The organism is Kitasatospora sp. NPDC007106 (genome assembly GCF_040634455.1).
Classification (GTDB): Bacteria; Actinomycetota; Actinomycetes; order Streptomycetales; family Streptomycetaceae; genus Kitasatospora; species Kitasatospora arboriphila.
The window spans coordinates 1-13,419 of sequence record NZ_JBEYFP010000118.1; the positions used below are offsets into that span (position 1 = coordinate 1).

The 13,419-nt window shown below is 73.7% G+C and carries 12 protein-coding genes and 1 pseudogene; 3 read left to right on the plus strand and 10 right to left on the minus strand.

The features are described from left to right. The 7 genes from argH to argC form a co-directional block, all read right to left on the minus strand. Nucleotides 1–1,366 (minus strand): argininosuccinate lyase (argH, locus tag ABZ641_RS13470; protein ID WP_359981541.1); only part of this gene is annotated, 1,366 nt, incomplete at its 3' end. 78 nt (nt 1,367–1,444) lie between these two features. Continuing rightward, entirely contained in the window at nt 1,445–2,638 is a 1,194-nt protein-coding gene (locus ABZ641_RS13475; RefSeq protein ID WP_030268595.1) for an argininosuccinate synthase, read from the minus strand. A gap of 375 nt (nt 2,639–3,013) precedes the next feature. Beyond that, nucleotides 3,014–3,562 carry an arginine repressor gene (locus ABZ641_RS13480; protein WP_344621668.1) on the minus strand — a complete coding sequence of 183 codons (549 nt, stop codon included), beginning with the start codon at nt 3,560–3,562 and terminating at the stop codon, nt 3,014–3,016. A gap of 23 nt (nt 3,563–3,585) precedes the next feature. Next, nucleotides 3,586–4,785, minus strand: a complete 1,200-nt coding sequence (locus ABZ641_RS13485; RefSeq protein WP_344621667.1) for an acetylornithine transaminase — start codon at nt 4,783–4,785, stop codon at nt 3,586–3,588. Then, nucleotides 4,782–5,714, minus strand: a complete 933-nt coding sequence (gene argB / locus ABZ641_RS13490) for an acetylglutamate kinase (RefSeq protein ID WP_344621666.1) — start codon at nt 5,712–5,714, stop codon at nt 4,782–4,784. The genes ABZ641_RS13485 and argB overlap by 4 nt, the downstream gene beginning before the upstream one ends. A gap of 19 nt (nt 5,715–5,733) precedes the next feature. After that, the gene (argJ, locus tag ABZ641_RS13495) at nt 5,734–6,888 is read right to left on the minus strand and encodes a bifunctional glutamate N-acetyltransferase/amino-acid acetyltransferase ArgJ (RefSeq protein ID WP_344621710.1); all 1,155 of its coding nucleotides are present in this window, start codon (nt 6,886–6,888) and stop codon (nt 5,734–5,736) included. Nucleotides 6,889–6,914: 26 nt separating this feature from the next. After that, entirely contained in the window at nt 6,915–7,943 is a 1,029-nt protein-coding gene (argC, locus tag ABZ641_RS13500) for an N-acetyl-gamma-glutamyl-phosphate reductase (RefSeq protein WP_344621665.1), read from the minus strand. A gap of 262 nt (nt 7,944–8,205) precedes the next feature. Between argC and ABZ641_RS13505 the strand changes: the two genes are divergently transcribed. Beyond that, complete coding sequence (locus tag ABZ641_RS13505) at nt 8,206–9,423, plus strand: beta-ketoacyl-ACP synthase II (protein WP_359981545.1); 1,218 nt, start codon at nt 8,206–8,208, stop codon at nt 9,421–9,423. 148 nt (nt 9,424–9,571) lie between these two features. Here the strand turns inward: ABZ641_RS13505 and ABZ641_RS13510 are convergent, their stop codons facing one another. Beyond that, entirely contained in the window at nt 9,572–10,726 is a 1,155-nt protein-coding gene (locus tag ABZ641_RS13510; protein WP_359981548.1) for a methyltransferase, read from the minus strand. A gap of 223 nt (nt 10,727–10,949) precedes the next feature. On the opposite strand from ABZ641_RS13510, the gene ABZ641_RS13515 reads away from it, so the two are divergent. Continuing rightward, the gene (locus ABZ641_RS13515) at nt 10,950–11,543 is read left to right on the plus strand and encodes a hypothetical protein (RefSeq protein ID WP_344621662.1); all 594 of its coding nucleotides are present in this window, start codon (nt 10,950–10,952) and stop codon (nt 11,541–11,543) included. A 40-nt stretch (nt 11,544–11,583) separates the two neighbouring features. On the opposite strand, the gene ABZ641_RS13520 is transcribed toward ABZ641_RS13515, so the two are convergent. Next, nucleotides 11,584–12,168, minus strand: coding sequence for a GNAT family protein (locus tag ABZ641_RS13520; RefSeq protein ID WP_359981551.1), 585 nt, complete (start codon nt 12,166–12,168; stop codon nt 11,584–11,586). Nucleotides 12,169–12,220: 52 nt separating this feature from the next. Continuing rightward, nucleotides 12,221–12,664, minus strand: coding sequence for a hypothetical protein (locus tag ABZ641_RS13525; RefSeq protein WP_359981554.1), 444 nt, complete (start codon nt 12,662–12,664; stop codon nt 12,221–12,223). A 166-nt stretch (nt 12,665–12,830) separates the two neighbouring features. Here ABZ641_RS13525 and ABZ641_RS13530 point away from each other — a divergent pair. Continuing rightward, a pseudogene (locus ABZ641_RS13530) lies at nt 12,831–13,343 on the plus strand (GNAT family protein); the annotation flags it as partial. Nucleotides 13,344–13,419: the final 76 nt, after the last annotated feature.

The following is a 13,419-nucleotide window of genomic DNA, read 5'->3' on the forward strand; positions in this document are numbered from 1 at the left end:
CGGGCGCACGGTGAAGCCCTGCTGGGCGGCGACCAGCCGGGTGGCGGCGAGGGTCGGCGGGTCGCCGGCGGCGTCGGTGCTCGGAGATCTCCGCGAACTGGGCGTCCGTCAGGTCCCCCAGCTCGATGCCCTGCTGCTCGCAGGTCTTGACGCAGGCTCCGGCGACCTCGTGCGCGACCCGGAACGGCACGCCCTGCTTGACCAGCCACTCGGCGACGTCGGTGGCGAGCGAGAAGCCGGCCGGGGCCAGCTCCTCCAGCCGCTCGCGGTGGACGGTCAGGGTGGCCATCATGCCGGTGAAGGCCGGCAGCAGGACCTCCAGGGTGTCGCAGGAGTCGAAGACCGGCTCCTTGTCCTCCTGCAGGTCGCGGTTGTACGCGAGCGGCAGCGCCTTGAGGGTGGCGAGCAGGCCGGTGAGGTTGCCGATCAGGCGGCCGGACTTGCCGCGGGCGAGCTCGGCGATGTCCGGGTTCTTCTTCTGCGGCATGATCGAGGAGCCCGTGGAGAAGGCGTCGTGCAGCGTGATGAAGCCGAACTCCTTGGTGTTCCAGATGATCACCTCCTCGGCGATCCGCGAGAGGTTGATCCCGATCATGGCGGTGACGAAGGCGAACTCGGCGACGAAGTCCCGCGAGGCGGTGCCGTCGATGGAGTTGCCGACCGAACCCCGCTCGAAGCCGAGGTCGGCGGCGACCGCCTGCGGGTCGAGGCCGAGCGAGGAGCCGGCCAGCGCGCCGGAGCCGTACGGGGAGACGGCGGTGCGGGCGTCCCACTGGCGCAGCCGCTCGGCGTCCCGGCCGAGGGCCTGCACGTGCGCGAGGACGTGGTGGGCGAAGAGCACCGGCTGGGCGTGCTGGAGGTGGGTGCGGCCCGGCATCGCGGTGTCGGGGTGGGCCTCGGCGAGGCCGACCAGGGCGTGCTGGAGGTCGAGCACCAGGCCGCCGATGGTCTTGGCGTGGTCCCGGAGGTACATCCGGAACAGCGTGGCGATCTGGTCGTTGCGGGAGCGGCCGGCCCGCAGCTTGCCGCCGAGGTCGGGGCCGAGGCGCTCCAGCAGGCCGCGCTCCAGGGCGGTGTGCACGTCCTCGTCGGCGACGGTGCCGGTGAAGGCGCCGGACTCGACGTCGGCCAGCAGGGTGTCCAGCCCGGCCAGCATCGCGTCGAGCTCGTCCGCGCTCAGCAGGCCCGCGGTGTGCAGCACCCGGGCGTGCGCCTTGGAGCCGGCGATGTCGTAGGGCGCGAGACGCCAGTCGAAGTGGACCGAGGCGGAGAGCCTGGCCAGCGCCTCGGAGGGGCCGTCGGCGAAGCGCGCGCCCCAGAGGCGCAGCTCAGGATTGCTGCCGGCGGCGTTCTGGTCGGCGGTCATCGCGTGGGCTCCTTACAGGTGATGGGGGCGGGCCCCGGCCGCGGGGAGAGCGGCCGGGGCCCGGTTGGCCGTTCGGGATCAGGCGAGGTCGCGGCGGGCGGCGATCTTCGAGGACATGCCGAAGATCTCGATGAAGCCCTTGGACATCGACTGGTCGAAGGTGTCGCCGGTGTCGTAGGTGGCGAGGTTGAAGTCGTACAGCGACTGGTCCGACTTGCGGCCGTTGACCACCGCGCGGCCGCCGTGCAGCACCATCCGGATGTCGCCGGAGACGCTCTGGTTGGCCTCGTTGACGAAGCCGTCCAGGGCGCGCTTCAGCGGGGAGAACCAGAGGCCGTCGTAGACCAGCTCGGCCCAGCGCTGCTCGACCTGCCGCTTGTAGCGGGCCAGCTCGCGCTCGACGGTGACGTTCTCCAGGGCCTGGTGGGCGGTGATCAGGGCGATCGCGCCGGGGGCCTCGTAGATCTCGCGGGACTTGATGCCGACGAGGCGGTCCTCGACCATGTCGAGGCGGCCGATGCCCTGGGCGCCGGCCCGCTTGTTCAGCTCCTCGATCGCCTGCAGCACGGTGACCTTGCGGCCGTCGATCGCGACCGGCACGCCGGCCTCGAAGGTGATGACGACCTCGTCGGCCTCGCGCGCGGTGGCCGGGTTCTGGGTGTACTCGTAGACGTCCTCGATCGGGGCGTTCCAGATGTCCTCGAGGAAGCCCGTCTCGACGGCGCGGCCGAAGACGTTCTGGTCGATCGAGTACGGCGACTTCTTGGTGGTCGCGATCGGCAGGCCCTTGGCCTCGGCGAAGGCGATCGCCTTGTCGCGGGTCATCGCGTAGTCGCGGACCGGGGCGATGCACTTGAGGTTCGGCGCCAGCGAGTTGATGCCGACCTCGAAGCGGACCTGGTCGTTGCCCTTGCCGGTGCAGCCGTGGGCGACGGTGGTGGCGCCGTGCTTCTGCGCGGCGGCGACCAGGTGCTTGACGATCACCGGCCGGGAGAGGGCCGACACCAGCGGGTACTGGCCCTGGTAGAGGGCGTTGGCCTTGAGGGCCGGCAGGCAGTACTCGTCGGCGAACTCGGTGCGGGCGTCCGCGACCTCGGCCTCGACGGCGCCGCAGTCCAGCGCGCGCTGGCGGATGACGTCCAGGTCCTCGCCGCCCTGGCCGACGTCGACGGCGACGGCGATGACCTCGGCGCCGGTCTCCTCGGCGATCCAGCCGATGCAGACGGACGTGTCCAGACCGCCCGAGTAGGCGAGTACGACGCGCTCGGTCACGGCTTTCTCCTTCACAGACGGTACGAACGGGGCGGAGCTCACAGCGGGGCGAGTCCCATACGGCGTTAGGCATAAGTATGCACTACCGCGTATGGATTTCAAAACGCGGCCCGGCCCGGGCCTGGCTCGCGGCCAAGGTAGGCCCGCCCCGGGGCAGGGTCAACGACCGTCCCGGCGCTGCGCCGGACACGAATGTGGACCGACCGGCACACGGGGCGGGAGAAGGGGCGCCCGCCGCGCCAGCGGCTGATGCCGGCGTAGGGCGACGGCCGTGGCGCCGCGACGCCCCCCGCGTGCCGGCCGGTCCCACGCCGGAACGCACACCACCCCGGCGACCTCGCCGGTCGCCGGGGTGGTGTGCGTTCAACCGGAGCGCTACTGCGCCTTGGCCTGTGCCAGCTGCATCAGGTGGTCGGCCAGCGCCTGGCCGCCTGACGGGTCGCGGCTGATCAGCAGCACCGTGTCGTCGCCCGCGATGGTGCCGATGATCTCGTAGGTCTCGGCGGCGTCGATCGCCGAGGCGAGGAACTGCGCGGCGCCCGGCGGGGTGCGCAGCACGACCAGGTTGCCGGAGGCCGTCGCGGAGACCATGAGTTCGCCCGCCAGCCGGGCCATCCTGGCCTCGCTGGCGGACTCCCCCATCGGCGCGCGCGGGGTGCGGTCCCCGCCCTCGGCGGGCACGGCGTAGATCAGTGCGCCGTCCCGGTTGCGGATCTTCACCGCGCCCAGCTCGTCCAGATCCCGCGACAGGGTGGCCTGGGTGACGACCAGTCCGTCGTCGGCGAGCAGCTTGGCGAGCTGGCTCTGCGAGCGGACGGGCTGACGGGTCAACAGGTCCACGATCCGCCGGTGGCGCGCGGTGCGGGTCTGCGGGACCTGCGGCGTCGCCCCGGAGGCGGGCTGGTCGGACTGGGGTGCGGTCATGTGACGATTCTCCCGGACTCCGCTCAGCTGTTCGCGTCGGGGGCTTCCCCGCGCACCGTCCGGAGGATGCCCGGCAGCGCCGCGAGGAAGGAGTCCGCCTCCTGTTCGGTCAGCACGAGCGGCGGCACCAGCCGGACGGCGTCCGGCACGGCGGCGTTCACCAGGAAACCGGCCTGCTGCGCGGCGGCCTGCACCTTGGCGGAGACCGGCTCGGTCAGCACGATGCCGAGCAGCAGCCCGGCTCCGCGGACGTGGTCGACCAGCGGGTCGCCGATCGCCTCGATGCCGTGCCGCAGCTTGTCGCCGATCTTGCGGACGTGCTCCAGCAGGCCCTCGGACTCCACGGTCTCCAGGACGGCGAGGCCGGCCGCGGCGACCACCGGATTGCCGCCGAAGGTGGTGCCGTGCTGGCCCGGGTGGAGCAGGTCGGCGGTGTCGCCGAAGGCGACCACGGCACCGATCGGCAGGCCGCCGCCGAGGCCCTTGGCGAGGGTGACGACGTCCGGTTCGACGCCCTCGTACGCCTGGTGGGCGAACCAGTGGCCGGTGCGGCCGACGCCGGTCTGGATCTCGTCGAGGACGAGCAGGGTGCCGGTGGCGCGGGTGATCTCCCGGGCGGCCCGCAGGTAGCCGTCGGGCAGCGGGATCGCGCCGTTCTCGCCCTGGATCGGCTCCAGGAAGACGGCGGCGGTCTCGGTGGTGACGGCGGCCCGCAGCGCCTCGACGTCGCCGAACGGCACGTGGGTGACGTCGCCGGGCAGCGGCCGGAAGGGCTCCTGCTTGGCGGGCTGGGCGGTGAGCGCGAGGGCGCCCATCGTCCGGCCGTGGAAGGCGCCCTGCATCGAGACCAGGTGGGTGCGGCCGGTCAGCCGGCTGATCTTGAAGGCGGCCTCGTTGGCCTCGGCGCCGGAGTTGCAGAAGAACACCCGGCCGGGGCGGCCGAACAGCTCCAGCAGCTTCTCCGCGAGCTTCACGGTCGGTTCGGCCATGAAGAGGTTGGAGACGTGGCCGAGGGTGGTGATCTGCCGGGTGACCGCCTCCACGACGGCCGGGTGGGCGGTGCCCAGCGCGTTGACGGCGATGCCGCCGACGAGGTCGAGGTACTCGTTGCCGTCGGCGTCCCAGACCTTGGCGCCCTCGCCGCGGACCAGCGGGATCCGCGGGGTGCCGTAGTTGTCCATCAGCGCGTGCTGCCACCGCTGGGTCAGTTCGCTGTTGCTCATGCCAGGCCCCCGAGTACGGTCGGTTCGTCGTCGGGCACGACCATGGTGCCGACGCCCTCGTCGGTGAAGATCTCCAGCAGCAGGCTGTGCTGCACCCGCCCGTCCAGCACGCGGGCGGTGCCCACGCCGGAGCGGACGGCCCGCAGGCAGCCCTCCATCTTGGGGAGCATGCCGGTCGCCAGGGTCGGCAGCATCTCCTCCAGCTCGGAGGCGGTGAGCTGGCTGATCACGTCGTCGGAGTTCGGCCAGTCCTTGTAGAGGCCCTCGACGTCGGTCAGCACGACCAGCATCTCCGCGCCGAGCGCGACCGCGAGCGCGGCCGCGGCGGTGTCGGCGTTGATGTTGTAGACGTGGCCGTCGGCGCCGCGGGCGATCGAGGAGATCACCGGGATGCGGCCGTCGCCGATCAGCGCCTTCACGGCGCCGGCCTCGATGTTGACGATGTCGCCGACCAGGCCGATGTCGACCTGCTCGCCGTCCACCACGGCGTACCGCTTGACGGCCGTCATGGTGTGGGCGTCCTCGCCGGTCATGCCGACCGCGAACGGGCCGTGCCCGTTGAGCAGGCCGACCAGCTCGCGCTGGACCTGCCCGGCGAGCACCATCCGGACGACGTCCATGGTCTCCGGGGTGGTGACCCGCAGGCCCGCGGTGAACGAGGACTCCAGGCCGAGCTTGTCGAGCTGGGCGTTGATCTGCGGGCCTCCGCCGTGCACGACGACCGGGTTCAGGCCGGCATAGCGCAGGAAGACGACGTCCTGGGCGAAGGCGGCCTTGAGGTCCTCGTCCACCATGGCGTTGCCGCCGAACTTGATGACGACGGTCTTGCCGTGGAAGCGCTCCAGCCACGGGAGCGCTTCGATGAGGGTGCGGGCCTTGGGCAGCGCGGCGTTGCTGCGGGCCTGTTCACCCTTGGGTGCGATCTTCACGGTCTCTTGTCCCCCGGGATCAGGTCGAGTAGGCACTGTTCTCGTGCACGTAGTCGGCGGTGAGGTCGTTGGTCCACACCGTCGCCGCGGCACTGCCGGCGTTGAGGTTCGCGGTGATGACGACCTCGCGGCCGGCCATGTCGACCAGGTCGCGGTCCTCGCCGACGCTGCCGCCGCGGCAGACCCAGACGCCGTTGATGGCGACGTCGAGCGCGTCCGGCTCGAAGGCGGCGGAGGTGGTGCCGATCGCGGCCAGCACCCGGCCCCAGTTCGGGTCCTCGCCGTGGATGGCGCACTTCAGCAGGTTGTTGCGGGCGATCGTGCGGGCGACGTCGACGGCCTCGTCCTCGGTGGCGGCGCCGGTGACGTCGATCCGGATGTCCTTGGAGGCGCCCTCGGCGTCGCCGATCAGCTGGCGGGCAAGGTCGGCGCAGACGGTGCGGACGGCCTCGGCGAACTCGGCCGCCTCCGGCACGACGCCGGAGGCTCCGGAGGCGAGCAGCAGCACGGTGTCGTTGGTGGACATGCAGCCGTCGGAGTCGACCCGGTCGAAGGTGGTGCGGGTGGCGCCGCGCAGCGCGGCGTCCAGGTCCGCGCTCTCCACGGCGGCGTCGGTGGTGACGACGACCAGCATGGTGGCGAGGCCCGGGGCGAGCATGCCCGCACCCTTGGCCATGCCGCCGACCGTCCAGCCGGCCGGGGCGGTGACCTGGGCGGTCTTGTGCACGGTGTCGGTGGTCTTGATGGCGATCGCGGCGGCCTGACCGCCGTCCTCGCTGAGCGCCTTCACGGCCTGCTCGACGCCGGGCAGCAGCAGGTCCATCGGCAGCCGCACGCCGATCAGGCCGGTGGAGCAGACGGCGACCTCGATCGCGCCGGTGTTCAGCTCGGCGGCGACCTTCTCGGCGGTGGCGTGGGTGTCCTGGAATCCCTCGGGGCCGGTGCAGGCGTTGGCGCCGCCGGAGTTGAGGACGACCGCGGCGAGCGAGCCGGTCTTCAGCACCTGCTCCGACCAGAGCACCGGCGCGGCCTTGACCCGGTTGGAGGTGAAGACGCCGGCCGCGGCGAACTGCGGGCCGTCGTTGACGACCAGGGCGAGGTCGGGGGTGCCCGAGGCCTTGATGCCGGCCGTGACGCCGGCCGCTCGGAAGCCCTTCGCCGCCGTCACGCCGATGTTCTGATGGTCGGTCACGGGCTGGCTCACGGTGCGACTCCGTTCAGCGGGAGGCCGAGCTCCTCGGGCAGGCCGAGGGCGATGTTCATGGACTGCACCGCGCCGCCCGCGGTGCCCTTCACCAGGTTGTCGATCGCGCTGATGGCGATCACCCGCCCGGCGTGCTCGTCCAGCGCGACCTGGACGAGGGCCGCGTTGGAGCCGTACACCGAACTGGTCTGCGGCCACTGGCCCTCGGGCAGCAGGCGGACGAAGGTCTCGCCCGCGAAGGCCTCCCGGTAGGCGGCGCGCAGCGACTCGGCGGTGGTGCCGGGCTTCGCCTTGGCGCTGCAGGTGGCCAGGATGCCGCGGGGCATCGGCGCCAGGGTGGGCGTGAAGGAGACGGTGACCTCCTCGCCGGCCACCGGGCCGAGGTTCTGCGCCATCTCCGGGGTGTGGCGGTGCACGCCGCCGACGCCGTACGGGCTCATCGAGCCCATCACCTCGCTGCCGAGCAGGTGCGGCTTGACCGCCTTGCCGGCGCCGGAGGTGCCGGACGCGGCGACGACCACGGCCTCCGGCTCGACCAGCTTCGCCGCGTAGGCGGGGAAGAGCGCGAGCGAGACGGCCGTCGGGTAGCAGCCGGGGACGGCGATCCGCTTGGTGCCCTTGAGCGCGGCCCGGTGGCCGGGCAGCTCGGGCAGGCCGTACGGCCAGGTGCCGGCGTGCGGGGAGCCGTAGAACCTCTCCCAGGTCGCGGCGTCCTTCAGTCGGAAGTCCGCGCCGCAGTCGACGACCAGCACGTCCTCGCCGAGCGCCTCGGCGACGGCGGCGGACTGGCCGTGCGGCAGGCCGAGGAAGACCACGTCGTGCCCGGCCAGCACCTCGGGGGTGGTGGGCTCCAGCACGCGGTCGGCCAGCGGCAGCAGGTGCGGCTGCAGGCTGCCGAAGACGGCGCCCGCGTTGGAACCGCCGGTCAGCGCCCCGATCTCGATCTCCGGGTGGCCGAGCAGCAGGCGCAGCACCTCACCGCCCGCGTACCCGCTCGCTCCGGCGACGGCGACTCGCAATGCCATGGCGTTCCTCCTTGGTTAAGCATGAATATACGCACCTCGGAACATTCATGCAAGGAGCTCCGGACACCCCACGACCAGCCTGCCCGATCCCCGCCCCTCGGCGCCGCCAACCGTCCGGACCCTACAAACTTCTGCGCCCCGACTCGGTGCCGACCGGTGCCCGATGCGGCATCAGTTCCTTGGCAGAGTGGCGAACAGGCCCGACCGGCGACACGACCGCGGCGGGCACGGTGTTGTGTTCGTTTCACAAAGGAGTTCAGCAGTGAGTGCACGGACCGACGTGGTGGTCACCGGGCTCGGAGCCACCACACCGCTCGGCGGGGACACCGCCTCGACCTGGGCGGCGATGCTGGCGGGGACCTCCGGGATCACCGCCATCGAGGAGGAGTGGGCGGCCGGACTGCCGGTGCGGATCGCCGGCCGGCTCGCCGTCGAGCCGACCGAACTGCTCGACCGGGTGCAGGCCCGCCGGCTGGACCGCTGCGAACAGGTCGCCCTGGTCGCCGCCCGCGAGGCCTGGGCCGACGCCGGACGCCCCCAGGTCGACCCGGAACGCCTCGCCGTGGTGATCGGCACCGGCACCGGCGGCGCACTGACCATGCTCGGCCAGGACGACGTGCTGGAGGCATCCGGCGTGCGCCGGGTCTCGCCGCACACCGTCCCCATGCTGATGGCCAACGGACCGGCGGCCTGGGTCAGCATCGACCTCGGCGCCCGCGGCGGCGCCCACACCCCCGTCAGCGCCTGCGCCTCCGGCGCGGAGGCGATCGCCCTCGGACTGGACCTGATCCGGCTCGGCCGCGCCGACGTGGTCGTCGCCGGCGGCGCCGAGGCCTGCATCTGCCCGCTCACCCTGGCCGGCTTCGCCCAGGCCCAGGCGCACTCCACCCGCAACGACGCCCCCGGGCTCGCCTCCCGGCCCTTCGACACCGGACGCGACGGGTTCGTCATCGGCGAGGGCGCGGCCGTCGTCGTCCTGGAACGGGCCGACTTCGCCGCCGCCCGCACGGCCCGCCCGTACGCCACGCTCGCCGGGGCCGCCGTCACCTCCGACGCCCACCACATCACCGCGGCCCACCCGGAGGGCCAGGTCCGGGCCATGCGGCGGGCCCTCGCCGCGGCGGACCTCCCCCCACTGGCGGTGGACGTCGTGCACGCCCACGCCACCTCCACCCCCAAGGGCGACCTCGCCGAGGCGCAGTCGATCACCGAGGCGATCGGCGTCCACCCCGCCGTCACCGCGACCAAGTCGATGACCGGGCACCTCTTCGGCGCGGCGGGGGCGCTGGGTGCGATCGCGGCGGTGCTCTCGGTGCGGGACGGCATCGTGCCGGCCGTCCGGAACCTCGACGACCTCGACCCCGAGGTGAAGCTGGACGTCGTCACCGGCGGCCCCCGGACGGGCGCCGTCGGCGCCGCGCTCGCCAACGCCTTCGGCTTCGGCGGCCACAACGCCACCCTGGTGTTCACGCCTGCATGAGACGCGCAGGGGCGCGTGGGGGCACCTCCCGGCCGAAGAAGGCCGGGGGAGAACCGTGCGGCTCCGGGACAGCCCCGATCAGGATGCTCGCCGCACCCGCATTGCGCGGTTCCCCGCGCCCCCAGGCGCTTGCCCCCACCCGCTTGCCCTAGGGGTGACCCTTCACGCTGCGGAGCAGGACGAACTTGGGGTCGGCGGCGACGGTGCGGCAGTTGCCGAAGAGGCGGCGGAGTTTGACGTGGTAGCCGAGGTGGCGGTTGCCGATGACCCAGAGTTCGCCGCCGGGCCGCAGGGCCCGCCGGGCGCCGGTGAACATCCGCCAGGCGGTGGCGTCGGTCAGCGCCTGGTGGCTGTGGAAGGGCGGGTTGTTGAGGACGAGGTCGACGCTGCCGGGGGCGACCGCCGCCATGCCGTCGCCGACCTCGAAGCGTGCCGGGGCGTCGGGCCCGAGGTTGGCCCGGAAGGTGGCTTCGGCGGAGGCGACGGCCTGGTACGACTCGTCGAGGAAGAGCACCTCGGCGGCCGGGTTGGCGAGGGCGGCGGCGGTGCCGACGACGCCGTTGCCGCAGCCGAGGTCGACGACGGTCTCGGGGCCGTGCCGCTCCGGCAGGTGGTTGAGCAGGAAGCGGGTGCCGATGTCGAGGCGGTCCGCGCAGAAGATGCCCGCGTGGTTGTGGACCGTCCCCCCGGAGGCGGCGCCGATGCCGTCCGGCAGCCGGTAGCTCTGCGGCCAGGGGCTGCCGGTGCGCGGCAGGGCCGGGTCGGGGGTGCAGTGGATCAGGCGGGCCTTGCGGACGGCGAGCGAGGTGCGGGTCGGGCCGAGCACCGACTCGAACAGCTTGAGCGTGGAGGTGTGGATCTCGGTGACCATGCCGGTGCCGACCACCACGGTGCCCTCGTGGACGGCCGGGGCGAGCCGGTGCAGCTGGTCCTCCAGCAGGGCGAGGCTCTTGGGGACCCGGACGAGCAGCACGTCGATCCGGCCCGGCGGGGTGTCGCGGGTGGTGAGCAGCCGCACCCCGTCGGCGTGGCCGGCGCGGTTGCGGGCGAGGTTGGCGAGGGTGGCCTGCCGGCCGAGCCAGGAGTCGCCGATCTGTACGGGCCGGTGCTCGGCGAGCGCGGTCGCGAGGGCGCCCCAGCGGTCGCCGACGATCACCACGCTGCCCAACAGGTCGGTGCCGCCCTCCGCCAGGTGCCGCAGCAGGTAGTCGTCGGCGGCGTCCCAGGCGCGCAGCTGGTCGCGGGGGTCCTCGGGGTGGCGGGTGAGGTCGATCTCGCCCCACGGCGTGCTCAAGCGGTTCATCGTTCCCCCAGGCTAGCCGACCGTGGCACCGTCCCGGACGGCCGCGGCGGGCCGGTGGGCGGCCCGGCCCGGTGACGGTCCGGGTGCGGCTCCGGCGCCCACCGGGTGACGGTCCGTCGGGTGCGGCACGGGCCGGGGCGCCGGGTGCCGACGGCCCGGTCGCGGGCCGGTGTTAGCCTGCGGCGAAGCGGCGCCGGGGGGCGCCGCAGTTCGGGGGAGCACGGTGGCTGCGGCGGGGCGGGAGGCCGGGCGCGGATGGCGGCCGGCCGGTGCGGCGGCCGGGGTGGCGCTGCTGCTGGTGGCCGGGTACGCGGCCGGGGTGTGGTCGGCGCGTTCGGGCGGCCGGGTGCGGGTGGCGGAGCTGCTGGACCGCCCGGTGCCGCTGCTCGGTGCGGCCGGGGTGCTGCTGGTCGCGGCGCTGGTGCTGGCGCCGCGCAGACCGGGCCGTGGTCTGTTCACGGCGCCGGTGCTGCTGGTGGCCGGGGTGCTGGCGCTGCGGGTGCTGATCGGCGCCCTGGACGTGACCGGTCCGCCGCGGCAGCACACCGTGATGTCGGTGGTGGCGCCCGGCCGGGCGGACCGGCTGCTGTCGGTGGTGCGCCACGCGGTCGGCCCGTGCTGGTCGGTGGAGGTGGAGACCGGTGGGGGCTGGTCGGCGCGGCACTGGCTGCTGGGTGTGTTCGAGCACGGCCCGGCGACGGGCGGCCCGGTGGACGGGCATTGGGACGGCCCGGACCGGGTGGTGGTGCGGGCCGCCGACGGTGAGCACGTCTTCGACCTGCCGGCCGACCCCGCGGAGCGCCCGCACGGCCGCTGAACCACCACCGGCGGCCCACCGAGCGGTCGTTGACGTGTCGTCAGTTCGTGGCGGCCTCCGGTCGGCCGCGGTGCCGGGCCCAGTCGCCGGCCAGGACGGCCATCACGGTGGAGTCGACCCAGCCGTCGCCGTCCCGGAGCGCCTCCCGGCGCACGCCCTCGGCGACGAAGCCGACCTTCTCGTAGACGTGCCGGGCCCGCGGGTTGAAGGCGTACACCTCCAGCTGGACGCGGTGCAGGCCGAGCCCGTCGAAGGCGTGGGCGAGCAGCAGGCGCAGCGCCTCGGTGCCGAGGCCGCGGCCGCGCCCGGCCGGGCCGATCAGGGTGCGGAAGCTGCAGCTCAGGTTGGGCTCGTCCCATTCGTTGAGCACGACCTCGCCGACGCAGCGGCCGCTCGCCAGGTCGGCCACGGCGAGGTCGAGCCGGTCCGTCTGCTCGTTGCGGGTGGCGTACCAGCGGGCGATCGCCCCGGCGTCGATCGGCGGCCGGTGGGCGCTGCCGGTGAGCCGCTGCACCTCGGGGTCGTCGATGGCGGCGGTGATGTCGGGCAGGTCCTCGGGCCGGAACGGGCGCAGTTGCACGGCGGTGCCGGTGAGGACGGGTTTGCGGGCGAAGTCGGCGGTCATCCGGCGATTCTGGGCGGCGGCGCGGGGCCGGGCAACGCAATTGTGCTCCGGGTCAGTTGCGCAGCTCGGCGTCGATCCAGCGGTTGCCCTGGAGCCGGCTGTAGCGCAGGTAGGAGGTGCCGCCCTGGGCGATCCGGAACGGCTTGCCCCGGTCGTCGACGGTGAGGGTGTGCGTCTGCCCCTGGTCGACGTAGCCGAGTTCGGCCGTCCAGGTGCAGTCGCAGGTCTTGCCGAGGGCGGTGATCTCGAAGGTGACGGACTGGTTGGGGTCGACGGAGAGCTTGAGGGCGTTGAGGTTGACGGGGGTGTCGTCGGCCCGTTTGCCCTTGACCGACGGCGGATCGCGGTCGAGGTCGACGGTGACGTAGACGACCTCGCGGGGTCCGCCGCCGCACTGCGGGTCCACGAGCACGCTCGCCGTGCCGCCGGCGCCGAGCGGGCGCAGCACCTCGTACTGGCCGATCCGGCGGGGTCCTGCCCCGCGGAACTCCTGCACGGCCCGGCGGCCCCCACCCGTGTCGTCCTGCCCTGCCCCGGTCGGCCGCAGGGCGGCCGGGCGACAGTATGCCGTCGGGCGCTGACGCGTGGTGGCTGCTCCGGACAAGTCGTGCCGGATCCGCCGACGGGCCGTCACCCCGCACGCGGGCCGGTACCGTGCCTGCATGCAGACCAGGCCGACCCTGCCCGGCGCCGCCGTCCTCCTGCGCCCGGCGACCCCCGCCGACGTGCCCGCGCTGGCCGGGATCCGGGCCACGCCCGAGGTGCGGGCCCGCTGGCGCGGCGGGCCCGACATGGTCGCCGAGGTGAGATCGGACCTCGCCGACGAGCGGACGCCGGTGCTGGCGGTGGAGTACCGCGGCCGGGTGGTCGGCGCGATCCAGTGGCACGAGGAGGACGAGCCGGACTACCGGCACGCCGGCATCGACGTGTACCTCGACCCGGCGGTGCACGGCCGCGGTCTGGGCACCGACGCCGTGCGGACCCTCGCCCGCTACCTCGTGACGGAGCTCGGCCACCATCGGCTGGTGATCGACCCGGCCGCCGACAACGCCCCTGCCATCGCCTGTTACCGCAAGGTCGGCTTCCGTCCGGTCGGGGTGATGCGGCAGTACGAGCGCGGCGCCGACGGCACCTGGCACGACGGCCTGCTGATGGACCTGCTGGCCGGGGAACTCGCCCCGGCCGACGGGCCGTCGTCGGGACGGCGGCGCACCGCGGCGCGGGCGGCCCTGCGGCGGCTCAGGCTCCGGC

Excerpts from the sequence above, each read along its gene's own strand:
- ABZ641_RS13480 (WP_344621668.1), bottom strand. The coding sequence starts at position 3,562 with ATGACCGCACCCCAGTCCGACCAGCCCGCCTCCGGGGCGACGCCGCAG.
- ABZ641_RS13485 (WP_344621667.1), bottom strand. The coding sequence starts at position 4,785 with ATGAGCAACAGCGAACTGACCCAGCGGTGGCAGCACGCGCTGATGGAC.
- argC (WP_344621665.1), bottom strand. The coding sequence starts at position 7,943 with ATGGCATTGCGAGTCGCCGTCGCCGGAGCGAGCGGGTACGCGGGCGGT.
- ABZ641_RS13510 (WP_359981548.1), bottom strand. The coding sequence starts at position 10,726 with ATGAACCGCTTGAGCACGCCGTGGGGCGAGATCGACCTCACCCGCCAC.
- ABZ641_RS13520 (WP_359981551.1), bottom strand. The coding sequence starts at position 12,168 with ATGACCGCCGACTTCGCCCGCAAACCCGTCCTCACCGGCACCGCCGTG.